The sequence below is a fragment of the Burkholderia sp. MR1-5-21 genome (assembly GCF_053427715.1).
In genome coordinates, this window is the sequence record NZ_JBSAXD010000004.1 from 406680 (window position 1) to 424436 (window position 17757).

At 68.4% G+C, this 17757-nt stretch carries 16 protein-coding genes and 1 pseudogene; 12 read left to right on the forward strand and 5 right to left on the reverse strand.

Annotated elements, in window-relative coordinates; all coding sequences use genetic code 11:
- The first annotated feature begins 2 nt into the window (after positions 1-2).
- Genes ACV229_RS08425 through ACV229_RS08445 form a run of 5 tightly spaced genes read left to right on the forward strand, consistent with a single transcriptional unit; the run spans position 3 to position 5341 of the window.
- Positions 3-1403, forward strand: coding sequence for an LLM class flavin-dependent oxidoreductase (locus ACV229_RS08425; protein ID WP_448082653.1), 1401 nt, complete (start codon positions 3-5; stop codon positions 1401-1403).
- A 12-nt stretch (positions 1404-1415) separates the two neighbouring features.
- On the forward strand, positions 1416-2576 hold the full coding sequence (locus ACV229_RS08430) for a methionine ABC transporter ATP-binding protein (protein WP_448082654.1): 1161 nt from the start codon (positions 1416-1418) through the stop codon (positions 2574-2576).
- The gene (locus ACV229_RS08435; protein WP_448082655.1) at positions 2569-3225 is read left to right on the forward strand and encodes a methionine ABC transporter permease; all 657 of its coding nucleotides are present in this window, start codon (positions 2569-2571) and stop codon (positions 3223-3225) included. Before ACV229_RS08430 ends, ACV229_RS08435 begins: the two co-directional genes overlap by 8 nt.
- 56 nt (positions 3226-3281) lie before the next feature.
- A complete protein-coding gene (locus tag ACV229_RS08440) occupies positions 3282-4133 on the forward strand; it encodes a hypothetical protein (protein WP_448082656.1) in 852 nt (283 codons plus the stop codon).
- The gene (locus ACV229_RS08445; RefSeq protein WP_448082657.1) at positions 4130-5341 is read left to right on the forward strand and encodes an acyl-CoA dehydrogenase family protein; all 1212 of its coding nucleotides are present in this window, start codon (positions 4130-4132) and stop codon (positions 5339-5341) included. Before ACV229_RS08440 ends, ACV229_RS08445 begins: the two co-directional genes overlap by 4 nt.
- Positions 5342-5360: 19 nt before the next feature.
- Here the strand turns inward: ACV229_RS08445 and ACV229_RS08450 are convergent, their stop codons facing one another.
- Positions 5361-6164, reverse strand: a complete 804-nt coding sequence (locus ACV229_RS08450; RefSeq protein WP_448082658.1) for a hypothetical protein — start codon at positions 6162-6164, stop codon at positions 5361-5363.
- Positions 6165-6307: 143 nt separating this feature from the next.
- Between ACV229_RS08450 and ACV229_RS08455 the strand changes: the two are divergent.
- Positions 6308-6460 (forward strand): annotated as a pseudogene (locus ACV229_RS08455) (LysE family translocator); the annotation flags it as partial.
- A 15-nt stretch (positions 6461-6475) separates the two neighbouring features.
- Here ACV229_RS08455 and ACV229_RS08460 read toward each other — a convergent pair.
- Together ACV229_RS08460 and ACV229_RS08465 are read right to left on the reverse strand one after the other, a co-directional pair.
- Positions 6476-7321, reverse strand: a complete 846-nt coding sequence (locus ACV229_RS08460; protein ID WP_448082659.1) for a helix-turn-helix domain-containing protein — start codon at positions 7319-7321, stop codon at positions 6476-6478.
- A 168-nt stretch (positions 7322-7489) separates the two neighbouring features.
- The gene (locus ACV229_RS08465; protein ID WP_448082660.1) at positions 7490-8893 is read right to left on the reverse strand and encodes an MFS transporter; all 1404 of its coding nucleotides are present in this window, start codon (positions 8891-8893) and stop codon (positions 7490-7492) included.
- Positions 8894-9120: 227 nt separating this feature from the next.
- Between ACV229_RS08465 and ACV229_RS08470 the strand changes: the two genes are divergently transcribed.
- Positions 9121-10698: an aldehyde dehydrogenase (NADP(+)) gene (locus tag ACV229_RS08470; RefSeq protein ID WP_448082661.1), complete on the forward strand. Its 1578-nt coding sequence runs from the start codon at positions 9121-9123 to the stop codon at positions 10696-10698.
- Positions 10699-10902: 204 nt separating this feature from the next.
- Entirely contained in the window at positions 10903-11460 is a 558-nt protein-coding gene (locus tag ACV229_RS08475) for a hypothetical protein (protein ID WP_448082662.1), read from the forward strand.
- Between the two features lie 140 nt (positions 11461-11600).
- On the opposite strand, the gene kdgD is transcribed toward ACV229_RS08475, so the two are convergent.
- Positions 11601-12515: a 5-dehydro-4-deoxyglucarate dehydratase gene (gene kdgD / locus ACV229_RS08480; protein ID WP_448082663.1), complete on the reverse strand. Its 915-nt coding sequence runs from the start codon at positions 12513-12515 to the stop codon at positions 11601-11603.
- 228 nt (positions 12516-12743) lie between these two features.
- On the opposite strand from kdgD, the gene garD reads away from it, so the two are divergent.
- From garD to ACV229_RS08500, 4 genes are all read left to right on the forward strand, one after another.
- Positions 12744-14309: a galactarate dehydratase gene (gene garD, locus ACV229_RS08485; RefSeq protein WP_448082664.1), complete on the forward strand. Its 1566-nt coding sequence runs from the start codon at positions 12744-12746 to the stop codon at positions 14307-14309.
- 221 nt (positions 14310-14530) lie between these two features.
- A complete protein-coding gene (locus ACV229_RS08490) occupies positions 14531-14914 on the forward strand; it encodes a nuclear transport factor 2 family protein (RefSeq protein WP_448082665.1) in 384 nt (127 codons plus the stop codon).
- 78 nt (positions 14915-14992) lie between these two features.
- Positions 14993-15448 (forward strand): RbsD/FucU family protein, encoded by a 456-nt coding sequence (locus ACV229_RS08495; RefSeq protein WP_448082666.1) that lies wholly within the window; start codon positions 14993-14995, stop codon positions 15446-15448.
- 232 nt (positions 15449-15680) lie between these two features.
- On the forward strand, positions 15681-16118 hold the full coding sequence (locus ACV229_RS08500; protein WP_448082667.1) for a DoxX family protein: 438 nt from the start codon (positions 15681-15683) through the stop codon (positions 16116-16118).
- A 338-nt stretch (positions 16119-16456) separates the two neighbouring features.
- On the opposite strand, the gene ACV229_RS08505 is transcribed toward ACV229_RS08500, so the two are convergent.
- Positions 16457-17749 (reverse strand): MFS transporter, encoded by a 1293-nt coding sequence (locus ACV229_RS08505; protein ID WP_448082668.1) that lies wholly within the window; start codon positions 17747-17749, stop codon positions 16457-16459.
- Between the last annotated feature and the right edge of the window lie 8 nt (positions 17750-17757).

The following is a 17757-nucleotide window of genomic DNA, read 5'->3' on the forward strand; positions in this document are numbered from 1 at the left end:
AGATGGCGAACAAGAAAATCCTGCTCAACGCGTTCAACATGAACTGCGTCGGACACATCAATCACGGTCTGTGGACGCACCCGCGCGACCGCTCCGCGCACTACACGGATCTCGACTACTGGGCCGATCTCGCGAAGACGCTCGAGCGCGGCAAGTTCGACGGCATCTTCCTCGCGGACATCGTCGGCGTGTACGACGTGTTCGGCGGCGGCCCGGACGCCGCGCTGCGCGAATCGGTGCAGGTGCCCGTCAACGATCCGCTGCTGATCGTGCCCGCGATGGCGCAGGTGACGAAGCATCTCGGCTTCGGCGTGACCGCGAACCTGACCTACGAGCCGCCGTACCTGTTCGCGCGGCGCATGTCGACGCTCGATCACCTGACGAAGGGCCGCGTCGGCTGGAACATCGTCACCGGCTATCTCGACAGCGCCGCGCGCGGGATGGGCCTCGCGCAGCAGATCGGCCACGACGACCGCTATGAACGCGCGGACGACTACATGGACGTCGTCTACAAGCTGTGGGAGCAGAGCTGGGATGACGACGCGGTGATCCGCGACGCGCACGCGCGCGTGTTCGCGCAGCCCGGCAAGGTGCGGCGCGTGAAGCACGACGGGCCGTTCTATTCGATCGACGCGATCCATCTGAGCGAGCCGTCACTGCAGCGCACGCCGGTGCTGTACCAGGCCGGGTCGTCGGCGCGCGGCGTCGAGTTCGCGGGCCGGCACGCGGAATGCGTGTTCGTGAACGGCCAGAGCAAGGCGGCCGCGCGCGCGGCGGCGCTCGACATTCGCGCGGCGGCGGCGCGGCAAGGGCGCGATCCGGCGTCGATCAAGATCTTCGCGGGCGTGACCGTCGTCACCGCCGAGAACGAGCGGCTGGCACGCGAGAAGTTCGACGAATACCGGCGTCATGCGAGCGCCGAGGCCGGCCTCGCGCACTTCGCGAGCTCGACCGGCATCGACTTCGCGAAGTACGGGCTCGACGAGCCGATCTCGTACGTGAAGACCGACTCGATCCAGTCGGCAGTCGACGCGATCTCGAAGAAGAGCACCAGCGGCACGTGGACCGTGCGCCGGATGCTCGACCAGATGTCGCTCGGCGGCCGCTATCACCCGATCGTCGGATCGCCGTCGCAGGTCGCGGACGAGCTGAAGTCGTGGATCGACGAAACCGGCATCGACGGTTTCAACCTGACGCGCACGGTGATGCCCGAGTCGTTCGAGGATTTCGTCGACTGGGTCGTGCCGGAGCTGCAGAACCGCGGCCTCTACAAGGAAGACTACGACGCCGCGCCGACGCTGCGCGAGAAGCTGTTCGGCGCGGGCGCGCGCCTGCCCGCGTGGCATGCGGGCGCGCAGCACCGGCCGGCCGCCGCACGCGAGCCGGCGCACGTTTCGGCCTGACGGAGCAACGCGATGACGCAATTCTTCGACAGGCCGGGTTTCGTCGAGGCCTCGGCGGCACGCGCCGAGCCTGACGCGCACGCGACCGGCGGCGTCGCCGCGGACGGCATCGCCGTCGCGCTCGAACACGTCGGCAAGGTGTTTGCATCGCCGCGCGGGCAGGCCGCCGCGCTGCGCGACGTGACGCTGAACGTGCGGTGCGGCGAGGTGTACGGGATCATCGGCCGCAGCGGCGCGGGCAAGTCGACGCTGCTGCGGCTCGTCAACGGGCTCGAACGCCCGACGTCAGGCAGCGTGCGCGTGCAGGGCGTCGACGTCGGCGCGCTCGATGAAAACGGGCTCGTCGCGCTGCGCCGCCGCACCGGCATGGTGTTCCAGCATTTCAACCTGCTGTCCGCGAAGACGGTGGCCGAGAACGTCGCGCTGCCGCTGAAGATCGCCGGCGTGCCGAAGGCCGAGCGCGCACGCAAGGTCGCCGCGCTGCTCGAACTCGTCGGCCTGACCGCGAAGCGCGACGCGTATCCGGCGAGCCTGTCCGGCGGACAGAAGCAGCGCGTCGGCATCGCGCGCGCGCTCGTGCACGATCCGGAAGTGCTGCTGTGCGACGAGGCGACGTCGGCGCTCGATCCGGAGACGACGCAGTCGATCCTCGCGCTGCTCGCCGACATCAACCGCCGGCTCGGCCTGACGATCGTGCTGATCACGCACGAGATGGAAGTGATCCGCGCGGTATGCGACACGGTCGCCGTGATCGAACAGGGTGAACTCGTCGAGACCGGGCCTGTGTGGCGCGTGTTCGGCGATCCGCAACACGGCGCGACGCGCGCGCTGCTCAGCACGCTCGTGCACGACCTGCCGGCCGAACTCGCCGCGCGCGTGCACCCGCTGCCGGAAAACGCGGCGCTGCCGGACGGCGCGCAGGTCGTGCTCGACGTCCGCTTTACGGGCGAGAGCGGCGGCGAGCCGGACGTCGGCGCGCTCGCGGCGGCGCTCGGCGGATCGGTACGGTTCCTGCACGGCGGCATCGAGCGCATCCAGGGGCGCGCGCAGGGCCGCCTCGTGATCGCGGCGGCGCCCGGCGCGGCCGAGGGGCGAGTGGTCGATGCGGCTGATGCGCTGCTCGAACGCGCGCGCCGTCATGCGAACCACGCGGAGGTGCTCGGCTATGTTTGAGCTCTGGTGGCCCGAACTGCTCGACGCGATCCGCGACACGCTGTCGATGGTCGCGGCATCGGCGGCCATCGCGGCGCTCGCCGGCATCCCGCTCGCGGTGATCCTCGTGACGACCGCGCCCGGCGGCATCTACGAGCGGCGCGCGCTGAACGCAGCGCTCGGCGCGATCGTCAACGTGTTCCGCTCGACGCCGTTCATCATCCTGCTCGTCGCGCTGCTGCCGTTCACGCGCCTGCTGATCGGCACGACGATCGGCATCTGGGCGGCTGTCGTGCCGCTGTCGATCGCGGCGATCCCGTTCTTCGCGCGGATTGCCGAGGTGAGCCTGCGCGAGGTGGATCGCGGGCTGATCGAAGCCGCGCTCGCGATGGGCGCGAAACGCGGCCACATCGTCTGGCACGTGCTGCTGCCGGAGTCGCTGCCCGGCATGCTCGGCGGCTTCACGATCACCGTGGTCGCGCTGATCGGCTCGACCGCGATGGCGGGTGCAGTCGGCGCGGGCGGGCTCGGCGATCTCGCGATCCGCTACGGCTACCAGCGCTTCGACACCACAGTAATGGCGACCGTGATCGTGATCCTGATCGCGCTCGTCTCGGCCGTGCAAGTCACGGGCGATCGCCTGGTCCGACACCTGACCCGGCGTGCATGAGCGGGCGCCACGAGCGCCCGCTTTCCCAACCAACGATCCTGAGAGACCGAAACATCATGACACTGCCCATCGGCGCGCCGCGCGAGTGGAACGGACAATTCGAGGAAGCGCTGTTTCTCGACGTGGCGCGACGCCATCGCCCCGATTTCCCCGCGAAGCTTGCGACGCCGCCGCGCGAGCCGCGCACCGCGGACGAGTTCGCCGCGGTCGCGGACTACTACACGAAGATGGCGTCACACGACCTGTTCATCGTGCAGGTCGTCGCGAAGGCGATCGACACGTTGTTCCGTAACGATCCACATTTCCAGCTGATCCTGTCGCGCCAGCTCGGCGACGACGGCGCGCATGCGGTGATCGGCCGCGAACGCGTGACCGAGCTGACCGGGCAGGATCCGCTGCCGGAGGTCGACCGGCTCGTCGCCGCGCACTGGGCACGCATCGGCGATCTGGCCGTGCGCGACATCGCGGGCTTTCTCGCGTTCGAATGGCATTACGAGCTGCACATCCTCGCGAAGCTGTGGGTCCAGCGCAAGACCGGCCGCGTCGCCGACGGCGCGATGCGCGAGCATGGCGAGAACCGCATCCGTCCCGACGAGGAATGGCATCGCGTGCAGATCGTGCAGTGGTGGTTCGACAGGCTGGCGGCACTGCCGGCCGTGGAGCGCGAAGCGCTGATCGATCGCGTGATCGAGGCCGACGATGAGATGCAGGTGCGGCTCGACGCTTACCTGCACGACGAATTTGCGCACACCGCGCACGTGTTCGGCGCGGACATCGCGGACTATCGCGCGATCTACGACGACTGGCGGCGCGAGATCCTCGCGCAGTTGACCGGCAGGCGCGAACTCGGGAAACTCGTGCCGTTGTCGGAAGCTGTCTCGGCCCAGGAACAGGAAGCCATCGCATGAACGATCCACGCGGCCCGGCGACGCTCGCCGCGGCAACGGATGTGTCAGCAATCGATCCGGACGCGCTTGCGCGCGTGATCGATGCGCTGCGCGAAACCGCCGCCGCGCGCGATCGCGCGGGCGGCCATGCCGCGCGGGAAAAGCAGTGGCTGGCCGACGCGGGACTGCTGACGCTCGCGGTGCCGCGCGCGTTCGGCGGACAGGAGGCCGCGTGGCTCTCGATCTACGACGCGATCCGGCAGATCGCGCGCGTCGACAGCGCGCTCGCGCATCTGGTCGGATTCCAGTGCCTGCAGGTGGTCAGCGTCGACGTGTGGGGCAATCCGGCGCAACGAGAACGCTATCTGCGCGGCACCGTCGAGCATCGCTGGTGGTGGGGCAATGCGGTCAATCCGCTCGACACGCGGCTCGTCGCGACCGCGACGGCCGACGGCGGCTACCGGCTCGACGGCGTGAAAGGCTTCTGCTCGGGCACGCGCGGCTCGCAGCGGATGACGGTCTCCGCGCACGATCCGGCCATCGGCCGCACGGTGTTCGGCGTCGTGCCGACCGACCGCGCGGGCATCACCGTGAACGACGACTGGGATCCGGTCGGCCAGCGGCAGACCGACAGCGGCAGCGTGACGTTCGACCGCGTGACGCTTGCGCCCGATGAAGTGCTGCATCGTTCGGAAGCGCCGCCGACGCCGCGCGCGACGCTGCGCACGCTCGTGTCGCAGCTCGTGCTGACGAACCTGTTCGTCGGGCTTGCGGAAGGCGCGCTTGGTGCCGCGCGCGACTACGTGCTGAAGCACGGTCGGCCGTGGATTCATGCGGGCGTCGAACGCGCGACCGACGATCCCTATACGCTGCAGCGCTTCGGCGACCTGCGCGTGCAGGCGGTGGCCGCCGCGGCGCTCGCCGATCGCGCGGCCGACGTGCTGCAGCGCGCCTGGGTGCAGCACGATGCGCTGACGGCAGACGGGCGCGCCGAAGTCGCGCTGGCCGTGTCGGAAGCGAAGATCGTTGCGCAGCGCGCGGCGCTCGACAACGGCGAAGCGCTGTTCGACGCGTGCGGCGCGCGGGCAACGGCCGCATCGCTCGGGCTCGACCGCTTCTGGCGGAACGCGCGCACGCATACGCTGCACGATCCGCTCGACTATCGGTTGAGGGATGTCGGGCGGTTCGCGTTGACGGGCGAGTTGCCGCAGGCTTCCTTGTATACGTGAATGAGGGCGGTGCGCGCCGTCACTGGTCGCCGGGCGGTTGGCCTTCCGGCGGCGTTGGCGCGGACTCGCTGACCAACGGCGCACCGGTCTCCGTTCCCGCCCGCCGGTACGATGCCAGTTCGTTCGTGTAGCGCGCCGTCCGCACGCCGTTCACGTCGTAGTACTCCTCGACCGACTTGACCCATCGGCCGACCGCCGGCACGTACCAGAACGCCTTGTAGGTCTTGCCGGTCAGTTCCGCTGTCCCGCCGTTGCGGCTCTGCATCACGATCGTCGAGCCGCCTGTGTTGCGGCTCACACCGGACACGATCGACTGTGCTGGTGCAGCCTGCGCGTTCCATGTGCCTTCGGCCTCGATCTTGATCGCGTCGAACTTGCCGCCGGGCACGGTGACGGTGTCTGGGCCGACGACCTTGTAATGCGTGTCGTAGGCTTCCGATGCATGCTGGGGATTCGGGTGCGACTCGCTGTACCGGATCGTCCACGTCTTGCCGACCGTCAGCGGAAACGCAAGCGGGCGGTTCACCACGGTTTGCGTGCCGTTCACGCTGCGCGAACGGCTCCAGTCCGCGTCGACGATCAGTTCACGGGGCGCTTGCGTCGCGCCGCTCTGCTGCGTTTCGACGTAGATGTGCTCCGGGGTCGTGCGTTGCACGGAAATCTGGTCGCGCGTCTGGCGCCAGCCATTCGGGCCGATCTCGACGGTATCTACGTAGATCCAGGTGTCGCCCGGTTTCAGCGTCGGAGCCGGGGTCGATTGTGCGAGCGCGACGCCGGGCAGGGCGGCGCACAGTGACAAAGCGGCAAGTATTTTCTTTTTCATCGTGTGAATATGTGACGGCCTGCGGTCTCGCCGAAAATCTTATCAATCACACCTTTCAATCGGCATGCCATGCGCAGGGCTGCCCGCGTCCCGTCTGTCCACGCAGCTTCGCGTGATCGTCCGTCAGGTTTCCTCGGCGCCGGCTGACGTTTGTCGTCAAAGGGCCGGTCGCGCTGTTCGCCGGCCTGCTGTCGGCGTCGATTCGCCGCAATCCGCGCATCCTGACGCGCATGCATCGGGTCAGCGGCGTGGTCCTGCTGGGGCTGGGCGTCAGGCTGGCGTTCGAGCGCCGGTGACGGCCATTCGGCGCGCTACGCCGGCAGCGCGTCCGCCAGCGCCCGCATCGCCTCCACCGTCTCCGGATTCGCCGGAAAGAATGCCTCGATCGCGAGTTCCGACAGCGTGACGTCGACCGGCGTGCCGAACACCGTCGTCGTGCTGAAGAACGTCAGCTCGCCGGCCGCCGTGCGCAACCGCAGCGGCACCGCGATGTCCGCGTAGTCGGCGCGCGCGTGCGTGTCGTCGGGCTGGCCGGCCGGCGCCGGATACGTGGCGAGCTCGTCGCGCAGCGCGTGCAGCGTGCGGTCGCCGCTCGCGTCGATCTGCCGCTGCAGACGATGCAGGATGTGCGCGCGCCATTCGCGCCAGTTGACGATCTGCGGCGCGAGGCCGTCCGGATGCAGGCTGAGCCGCAGCACGTTGACGGGCGGCTGCAGCAGCGCCGGATCGGCTTGCGCGACCAGCGCGCCGAGCATCCGGTTCGCGGCGAGCAGCGTCCAGTGGCGGTCGACCGCGAGCGCCGGGTAGGGCTCATGACCGCGCAGCACGGCTTCGACCGCATGGCGCGCGGCGTCGAGCTGCGGATCGGAGAATGGCCGTTCGCGAAAGAGCGGCGCAAAGCCGGCCGCGACGAGCAGTGCGTTGCGCTCGCGCAGCGGCACGTCGAGCCGCTCCGCGAGATGCAGCACCATCTCGCGGCTCGGCTGCGCGCGGCCCGATTCGACGAAACTCAGGTGGCGCGCGGAGACTTCGGCGTCGAGCGCGAGCGCCATCTGGCTCAGGCGCCGACGTTGACGCCAGGTGCGCAGCAGCGGGCCGATGCCGGACGCGCGGCCGGCGGATGGAGGGATCGAATGGAGGGCGGCGGTCGGGTTCATGCTCGGGATGATAGGCAATCCTGCGCGGCACGGGCATTACCTTGGAGGTAAGCGTCGCGCTGCGGCCTGACCTGAAACCGCAAAGTTGCTGCGCATCGCGCATGCGGCGAGCAGATGCAAACGGCGGCCGCTACATGCGGCCGCCGATCCTTCCGCCCCGCCGATCCTTCACGTGTCGCGGTGCCGCAGTTCGACCCGCTTGATGTCCTTCACGATCACGAGATAGCTGAGCACCGTGACGAGCGCGTTGAGCCCGACGAACACGAGCGCGCCGTTGAACGAGCCGCTTGCACTGACGAGATAGCCGATCGCGATCGGCGCGACGATGCCCGCCGTGTTGCCGAACATGTTGAACAGGCTGCCCGACAACCCGATCGCCTCCTTCGGCGCCGTGTCCGCGACGACCGCCCAGCCGAGCGAGCCGATGCCCTTGCCGAAGAACGACAGCGCCATCAGCGCAATCACGAGCGCTTCGCTGTCGACGTAGTTGCAGCCGATGATGGCCATCGACAGCAGCATCCCGCCGACGATCGGGATCTTGCGCGCGAGCGTCAGCGACACGCCGCGCCGGATCAGCCCGTCCGACAGCATCCCGCCCAGCACGCCGCCGAGGAACCCGCAGATCGCGGGCAGCGACGTCATGAAGCCGGCCTTCAGCAGCGACATCCCGCGCGCCTGCACGAGATAGATCGGGAACCACGTGAGGAAGAAGTACGTGAGCACGTTCACGCAGTACTGGCCGAGGTAGACGCCGATCAGCATCCGGTTCGACAGCAGCTGGCGCACGTAGTACCAGCCCGCGACCTTGTTGCTCTCGGACTGCGAACCCCGCGCGTCCTTGCCCCGGGTGCTCGTGCGCACGAGGCCGCCGCCCTGCGCGATATGCTCGAGTTCCGCGCGGTTCACCGCCGGATGGTCGGCCGGATCCTTCACGACGCGCAGCCACAGCAGCGCAAGCGCGATGCCGGCGACGCCGAGCAACAGGTACACGTAGTGCCAGCCATACGCATGCGTGAGCCATGCCATCAGCGGCGAGAACACGACCGCAGCGAAATACTGCGCGGAGTTGAAGATCGCCGATGCGGTGCCGCGCTCGGCGGTCGGGAACCAGCTCGCGACGACCTTCGCGTTCGCCGGGAACGCGGGCGCTTCGGCAATGCCGACCGCGAAGCGCATCGCGAACAGCGCGGCGACCGCGAACGCGGCGCTGCCGCCGAGCCCGATCGTGCTCTGCAGCAGCGTGAACGCCGACCACAGGAAGATGCTGGCCGCATAGACGCGCCGCGCGCCGAAGCGGTCGAGCAGCCAGCCGCTTGGCAGTTGCGCGAGCACGTATGCCCAGCTGAACGCCGAGAAGATGTAGCCCATCGTCACCGGATCGATGCCGAATGCCTTGCGGATCGGCGTGCCGGTGATCGACAGCGTCGCGCGGTCGGCGTAGTTGAGCGTCGTGACGACGAACAGCATCGCGAGGATCCAGTAGCGCACGGCGCTGCGGCGCGCGGCCCGGGCGAGGTCGATCGGGAGATCGCGGGAGGGAGTTTGATTAGGCACTTTAATGTACGTCGTCATATGACATGGCGTGAAGTTTAGTGACGACGAGTGCGGTGACGTAACTCGGGTTTTCCCTCTCGTCGATGCCGAAATGGATCAAAATTCTGCGAAATCCCACTATGTATAAGGCTCAGCGGTGATCGAGCAGTTCGCGAGGAGTACCCCGCAAGCCAAAATCAAGTCGGCAGACATCGTATCTGTTGGGCTACAATGGGCGACCTATTCCCGAACCACGGAGCACACCCATGCAACTGACAGGTGAGATGCTGATCGGCGCCGACGCGGTCTACGGCTCGGCCGGTACTTTGCGCGCGTTCAATCCGGCGCAGGGCGCGCCGATCGATGCGCCGGCGTTCGGCGTCGGCGAACTGGCCGACGTCGAGCGTGCTTGCGAACTCGCGCGCGACGCGTTCGACGCGTACCGCGCGCAGCCGCTGGCCGCGCGTGCCGCGTTCCTCGACGCGATCGCCGACGAGATCGTCGCGCTCGGCGACGCGCTGATCGAGCGCGCGCACGCCGAGACGGGCCTGCCCGTTGCGCGCCTGCAGGGCGAGCGCGGCCGCACGGTCGGCCAGCTGCGCCAGTTCGCGCGCGTCGTGCGCGACGGCCGCTTCCTGGCCGCATCGATCGACCCCGCGCAGCCGGCACGCACGCCGCTGCCGCGCGCCGACCTGCGGCTGCAGAAGATTCCGCTCGGGCCGGTCGCCGTGTTCGGCGCGAGCAACTTCCCCCTCGCGTTCTCGGTCGCCGGCGGCGACACCGCGTCGGCGCTCGCGGCCGGCTGCCCGGTGATCGTGAAGGCGCACGAGGCGCACCTCGGCACGTCCGAGCTGGTCGGCCGCGCGATCCGCGCGGCGGCCGAGAAGTGCGGGATGCCGGCCGGCGTGTTTTCGCTGCTGATCGGGCCGGGCCGCGTGGTCGGCGCGGCGCTCGTCAGCCATCCGGCGATCCAGGCGGTCGGCTTCACCGGTTCGCGGCAGGGCGGCGTCGCGCTGACGCAGCTCGCGAATGCGCGTCCGCAGCCGATTCCGGTCTACGCGGAAATGAGCAGCATCAACCCGGTGCTGCTGTTCCCGGCCGCGCTCGCCGCGCGCGCCGACACTCTCGCGACGGGCTTCGTCGATTCGCTGACGCTCGGCGTCGGCCAGTTCTGCACGAACCCGGGGCTCGTGCTTGCGCTCGACGGTCCGGATCTCGATCGCTTCGAAGCCGTCGCTGCGCAGGCGCTCGCCGCAAAGCCGGCCGGCGTGATGCTGACGCGCGGCATCGCCGACGCGTACCGCAACGGCCGCGGCCAGCTCGCCGAGCTGCCGGGCGTGCGTCCGATCGGCGCGGGCGGCGCGGCGCAGGGCGCGTGCGACGTGAGCGGCGCGCTGTTCGAAGTCGGCGCACAGGCGTTCCTGGCCGAGCCGGCGTTCGGCCATGAAGTGTTCGGCCCGTCGTCGCTGATCGTGCGCTGCCGCGATCTCGACGAGATGGCGCGCGTGCTCGACGCACTCGAAGGCCAGCTGACGGCGACGCTGCAGATGGACGCCGCCGACAAGCCGCTCGCGCGCCGGCTGCTGCCGATCCTGGAGCGCAAGGCGGGGCGCCTGCTGGTCAACGGCTTCCCGACCGGCGTCGAAGTGTGCGATGCGATGGTGCACGGCGGGCCGTTCCCGGCGACGTCGAACCCGGCGGTGACGTCGGTCGGCGCGACCGCGATTGAGCGCTTCCTGCGGCCGGTGTGCTACCAGGACTTCCCGGACGATCTGCTGCCGGACGGGCTGCAGGACGCGAACCCGCTGGGGATTCCGCGGCTGCGGGACGGCAAGGCGGAGTGACCTTGATGGCCCGGCGGCGCATGCGCCGGGCTAGTCCGAGGAACGTGAAGGCGGAAGCGGCCGATTGGCCGCTTCCGTTTTTTTTCTTGGTTGATTGCCGGCTTTTCCGTCGCCGAAATTTCTCCTACAGTACCGAAGCCGCGGGCCCACCGGCCTGCAGGCAGAGCCTGAGAGATCAAGAAAACAGAACGAGGGACAGACGCAATGAACATCAGCAAGCGTGGCGATCACCTGTTCGCCGCCGGATTGTGGAAGGCGATCGGCGATGTCGCGGAATTGGTCCGCACCCAGGTCGGCGAATACAGCGAAGGACGCGTCCTCAGCACCGAGCTGTTCACGCTGCAGCGTGAGCTGGCCTCCAGCGAGTTCGACATGGTGGCCAACAAGGGGCGCGCCGTCACGGGCTCCGACGCGCACTCGCTCGCATTTGGCGAGGCCGTCCGCAGGTTCAGGCTGGACATGGAGGCGCTGGTGTTCGCGCTGAAGTACCGGCGCAGCATCGACGACCGGGATCCGGCCGCCCGCCTCACCGCGCTGACGCAGGCCAATGCGCAGCTCGCGACCGCAAAGCAATACGCGGTGCTGACCGTACGGAGGTTCTTCGATACGGTCGTCGATCCCACCGTCCGGGACCAGATCCTGGGCGACAGGACGAACCGCATCGACAGTAACACCAACAGCGCCCGGACCCGGTTCAGCGTCGCCAGCGCGAAGCTGGAGCGCGTTCGGCGCGGGATCGTCGAGAGCATTTCGAAGATGTGACGACGGTCGGGCAGCGCGAGAGCCGCCGCCGGCCGTTACCGCCCGAAACGCAAACAGCCCGGCGAGTGCCGGGCTGTCATGCGATGCATCGCGCGCGAAGCGGCGCACGGCCGCGTCGTCGCTTCGCCATGCCGAACCGTTTACTGCGGGCCCATCTTCTTGATCAGCGCGTCGAGCTGCGCGATTTCCTCGTCGTTCAGGTCGACGAGCGGCGCGCGCACCGGGCCCGCATCGTGGCCGACGAGCTTCGCGCCCGCCTTGACGATGCTGACCGCGTAGCCCGCGCGGCGGTTACGGATCTGCAGGTACGGCAGGAAGAACTCGTCGATCAGCCGACCGACCGTCGCGTGGTCGTCCTTCGCGATCGCTTCGTAGAACGCCATCGCGGTCTTCGGGATGAAGTTGAACACCGCCGACGAATACACGGGCACGCCGAGCGCCTTGTAGGCCGCCGCATAGACTTCGGCGGTCGGCAGGCCGCCGAGGTACGAGAAGCGGTCGCCGAGGCGGCGGCGGATCGTCACCATGCTCTCGATGTCGCCGACGCCGTCCTTGAAGCCGATCAGGTTCGGGCAGCGGTCGGCGAGGCGCTCGAGCATGTCCGCGTTCAGCTTCGAATTCGCGCGGTTGTAGACCACGACGCCGATCTTCAGCGCGCGGCAGACCTGCTCGACGTGATCGGCGATGCCTTCCTGGCTCGCTTCGGTCAGGTAGTGCGGCATCAGCAGGATGCCGCTCGCGCCGAGGCGCTCGGCTTCCTGCGCGTATTCGATCGCGACGCGCGTCGCACCGCCCGCGCCGGCCAGGATCGGCACCTTGCCCTTGCAGGTCTCGGTCGCGACGCGGATCACGTCCGAGTATTCGCGCTGCGTGAGCGAGAAGAATTCGCCCGTGCCGCCGGCGGCGAACAGCGCGGTCGCGCCGTACGGCGCGAGCCACTCGAGGCGCTCGGCATACGTGGTCGGGCGGAAATTGCCCGCGGCGTCGAAGTCCGTCAGCGGAAACGACAGCAGGCCGTGGGAAATGATCTGTTTGAGTTCTTGCGGAGAAGTCATGGTTGGGTCGTCCGTCTAGCGCGAGTGCTGGGTTCGTCGGGAACGGCATGCGAGCCATGAGTGGCGATGTCGTTGTATGTCATCGTACAACGTGAGTGGGTAGGACGCAAGCTGTTTGCTGGCATCGTCGGAGTAGGGTCTTTACCGATAAGGGTTTACGCACAATACCCCGGTCGTGCTCAATGTCGTATGATGACTAACGATTCAGACAGTAGCCTGGGAATTCCAATGACTGCTTCTCCTCTTTATATCCGCGTGCATCCGGACGACAACGTCGCGATCGTCGTCAACGACGGTGGCCTGCCCGAAGGCGCGACGTTCGCCGACGGCCTGACGCTGCGCGAAGGCGTGCCGCAGGGCCACAAGGTCGCGCTGACCGATCTTGCGGCCGGCGACCCGATCGTCCGCTACAACGTCGTGATCGGCTACGCACTGGCCGACCTGCGGCGCGGCAGCTGGGTCAACGAGCGCACGATGCGCATGCCCGAGCCGCCGGGGCTCGACGACCTGCCGCTCGCGACCCGCAGCGCGCCGCCGCTGCCGCCGCTCGAAGGCTATACGTTCGAGGGCTTCCGCAATCCCGACGGCTCGGTCGGCACGCGCAACATCCTCGCGATCACGACGACCGTGCAGTGCGTGTCGGGCGTCGTCGAGCACGCGGTGAAGCGCATCAAGACCGAGCTGCTGCCTCGCTATCCGAACGTCGACGACGTGGTCGGGCTCGAGCACACGTACGGCTGCGGCGTCGCGATCGACGCGCCGGACGCGGACATCCCGATCCGCACGCTGCGCAACATCAGCCTGAATCCGAACTTCGGCGGCGAGGTGATGACGGTGAGCCTCGGCTGCGAGAAGCTGCAGCCGGACCGCCTGCTGCCGCCGGGCACGATTCCGGTTGCGGCCGGCGGCGATCAGGGCAACAACGGTGACAACGGCGGCGTCGTGTGCCTGCAGGACGCCGCGCACGTCGGCTTCAACTCGATGATCGACTCGATCATGCGGATGGCCGAATCGCATCTGGAGCGGCTGAACCGCCGCCGCCGCGAGACCTGCCCGGCATCGGACCTCGTGGTCGGCGTGCAGTGCGGCGGCAGCGACGCGTTCTCGGGGCTGACCGCGAACCCGGCGGTCGGCTTCGCGGCGGACCTGCTGGTGCGCGCAGGCGCGACGATCATGTTCTCCGAGGTGACGGAAGTGCGCGACGGCGTTGCGCAACTCACGTCGCGTGCGGCGAACGAGGACGTCGCGCGCGCGATCATCCGCGAGATGGACTGGTACGACCGCTACCTGCAGCGCGGCCGCGTCGATCGCAGCGCGAACACGACACCCGGCAACAAGAAGGGCGGCCTGTCGAACATCGTCGAGAAGGCGATGGGCTCGATCGTGAAGTCGGGCAGCGCGCCGATTTCCAGCGTCGTGCCGCCCGGCGAGCGCGCGCGGCAGAAGGGGCTGCTGTACGCGGCGACGCCCGCGAGCGACTTCATCTGCGGCACGCTGCAGCTCGCCGCGGGGATGAACCTGCATGTGTTCACGACTGGGCGCGGCACGCCGTACGGCCTCGCGCAGGTGCCGGTGATCAAGGTCGCGACGCGCAGCGATCTCGCGCGCCGCTGGCACGACCTGATGGATCTCGACGCCGGACAGATCGCGACCGGCGCGGCGACGATCGAGGATGTGGGCTGGGAACTGTTCCGGCTGATGCTCGATGTCGCGAGCGGCAAGCGCCACACGTGGGCCGAGCAGTGGAAGCTCGCGAACGCGCTGACGCTGTTCAACCCGGCGCCGGTGACCTGACAGGCGGGCGGATCGGACGATCGGGATCGGCATGCGGGCGCCTTTGGGGCGCCCGGTTTCGTCTGGAGGCGCGCGCGATGTGCTGCGCCGACCCGGCGCCGCCGTCGAAATCCTTACCTCGAACGTAATCGACCGCCGCCGCGAGGCAGACGACGATACAGACACGCGAACTCGACACGTTCGCGGCACGGTTGTCCCGCCATCCAGACCAGGAGCCTCGCATGAACACCGCACAATCCGTCCATACCGACCTGATCGACCGCTACTTCGACGCGTGGAACGAGCCCGATGCTGCGCGGCGGCGCGCGCTGATCGACGCGACGTACACGAGCGACGCTGCGTATCGCGATCCGCTGATGACCGGCGACGGCCATACGGGCATCGACACGATGATCGCCACGGTGCAGGAACGCTTTCCGTCGCATCGCTTTCGCCGAACCACCGACGTCGACGGGTTCGGGCAGCATCTGCGCTTCTCGTGGGCGCTCGTGTCGCCGGACGGCGCGGCGCTCGTGAAGGGCTCGGACTTCGGGACCGTCGACGCGTCGGGCCGCCTGAAGTCGGTGACGGGCTTCATCGACGAGATGCCGGCCGCCGCGTCGTGAGCGGCGCGGGCCGGGCGCAGCGGCCGCCGGGATCCTGTAACGTATGCGGTTCGTTCACGATCCCGGAGACCTGCCGACATGCTGAAGAACCTCGACCCGCTGCTCAACGCCGACATCCTGCATGCGCTGCGCGCGATGGGCCACGGTGATGAAGTGGCGATCTGCGACGCGAATTTCCCGGCGGAATCCGTCGCGCGGCACACGGCAGTCGGCCGCGCGCTGCGGATCGACGGCGCCGATTCGGCGCGGGTCGTGCGCGCGGTGCTGTCCGTGCTGCCGCTCGACACGTTCGTCGACACGCCCGCGTGGCGGATGGAAGTCGTCGGCAATCCGGCCGCGCTGCCGCCCGTGCAGCACGAAGTGCAGGCCGAGGTCGATCGCGCGGAAGGGCGCGCGGTGCCGCTCGCGGGCGTCGACCGCTTCGCGTTCTATGCGCGTGCGCAGCAGGCGTATGCGGTGATCGTCACCGGCGAGCTGCGCGGTTATGGCTGCTTTCTGTTCAAGAAGGGTGTGCTGTTGAGCGACGCGGGCTAAACACGCGGGTCAAGTACGCGCGCTCAGTACGCGCGCAGGCCGTTTCGACCCCGCATTCACTTCGTTCTCGGGAATCGCAGCCTTACGCCGCCGTGTAAAGTTTTGCTACAACCTTTTGCTTGGACGCGGCGAAAAGAGCCTCTATGCTGGCCCATTTGCCGGGCCGGGCAGGCCCGGCGAGCTGCACGGGCACGACCCGTGCAGCCGGCCGAACTGCAACGAGGAGAAAGGCATGTCGCGTCCCGTCGATTCCGGCGTCATATTCTTTGCGCGCCTGGCGCTGGCGGCGCTGTTCCTGTGGGGCGGCGTGATGAAGCTGCTCGGCTACGGCGATTTCGTCGGCTATCTGCGCGGCCTGAACGTGCCGTTGCCGCAATACGTCGCGCCGGCCATCGTCGCGATCGAAGGGCTCGGCGGGCTGCTGCTGATCGTCGGCTACAAGGTGAAGCCGCTCGCGTTGCTGATGGCGTTCTATACGCTCGCGACCGCCGTGATCGGGCACAATTTCTGGGACGCGACGAGTTCCGCCGTCCAGCACGAGATGGTGATCCATTTCTGGAAGAACGTCGCGATTGCCGGCGGTTTCCTGCTGCTGTACGTGACCGGCGCAGGCGGCGCGAGCATCGACGGCATGCGCCGGCCGAGTTCGTCGTACGGCTCGCTGCGCTGAACGCGTTCGCGCAACGGAGCCGGGTGTCCGGCATCACGAGTTGAAGGCAGGGCGGCGAAAGCCGCCCTTGTCGTGTTCGGGGAAGTATCCGGTCTCGTGACCTGCGGTGCGTGGTGGCGAATCGGTGCATGCGCCGCACCTGCCGAAGTTCGCGAATCCGCGAACCCGGACGACGCATGCATCAACAGAAAGGGCCGAATCCCGCGCACTGCGGGATTCGGCCCTTTGTCGTTCGGCGCGTCAGCGCCCGGCGTTCAGATGTTCAGTCGTCGAGCCGGCAACGCGCGCGATTCGCCGCTTGCTGCCGGCGGCTGCGAATCAATTACGCCTCGTCGCGCTCAGCGCGCGTCCTTCGAGAACTGCACCGCGATCGCGCCGAGCACGCAGATCGTCGCGACGTACACGACCGGTGCGAGCGGGTTCGACTTCATCATCAGCGACACGATCACCGGCGTGAGGCCGCCGAAGATCGCATACGCGACGTTGTACGAGAACGAGATGCCCGAGAACCGCACGACCGCCGGGAAGCTCTTCACCATCACGAACGGCACCGCGCCGATCGTGCCGACCGTGAAGCCGGCGATCCCGTAGTACAGCGGCAACGTCGACGCATCGGCCGCGACCTGCGCGAACAGCAGGTAGTAGCACGCGGCCAGTACGAGGCCGCCGATGCCGAGCACGCGCTTCGCGCCGATCGCGCCGGCGAGCGAGCCCGCGCAGATGCAGCCGGCCGTCAGGCACAGCGTCGCGATGCTGTTCGCGAACAGCGTCGTCGCGGGCGTCAGGTGGAACTGCTTCTGCAGCAGCGCGGGCGTCATCAGGATCACGACGACGATCGCCGCGGACAGCATCCACGTGAGCAGCATCGACACGATCACCGCGCGGCCGTGGTCGCGCAGCACGGCCTTCAGCGGGATCTCGGCGGCCAGCGCCTTCTTCGCCTTCATCTCGGCGAACACCGGCGTCTCGTGCAGCCAGCGGCGCAGGTACACGGAGAACAGGCCGAACACGCCGCCGAGCAGGAACGGGATGCGCCAGCCGAACGCGGTGACTTCGGCCGCCGAGTAGCGGCTGTTGATGCCGGCCGCGACGAGCGAGCCGAGCAGGATGCCGGCCGTGAGGCCCGCGGTCAGCGTGCCGCATGCGTAGCCGATGTGGCGCGACGGCACGTGCTCGGACACGAACACCCACGCGCCGGGCACCTCGCCGCCGACGGCCGCGCCCTGCAGGATGCGGAACAGCAGCAGCAACACGGGCGCGAGGAGGCCGACCGTGTCGTAGGTCGGCAGCAGGCCCATCAGCAGCGTCGGGACCGACATCATCAGCACGCTCAGCGTGAACATCCGCTTGCGACCGACGAGGTCGCCGAAGTGCGCCATGATCACGCCACCGAGCGGGCGCGCGAGATAGCCGGCCGCGAAGATGCCGTAGGTCTGCAGTACACGCAGCCAGTCGGGAATGTCGTGCGGGAAGAACAGCTGCCCGATCGCGGGTGCGAAGAACACGAAGATGATGAAGTCGTAGAACTCGAGTGCGCCGCCGAGTGCGGCGAGGCCAAGGGTCTTGTAGTCGCTGCGCGTCAGCGCGCGCTCGGCGGCGCGCGGGACGCCGCTCAATTCGGAAGCTTGCATGGTCAGGA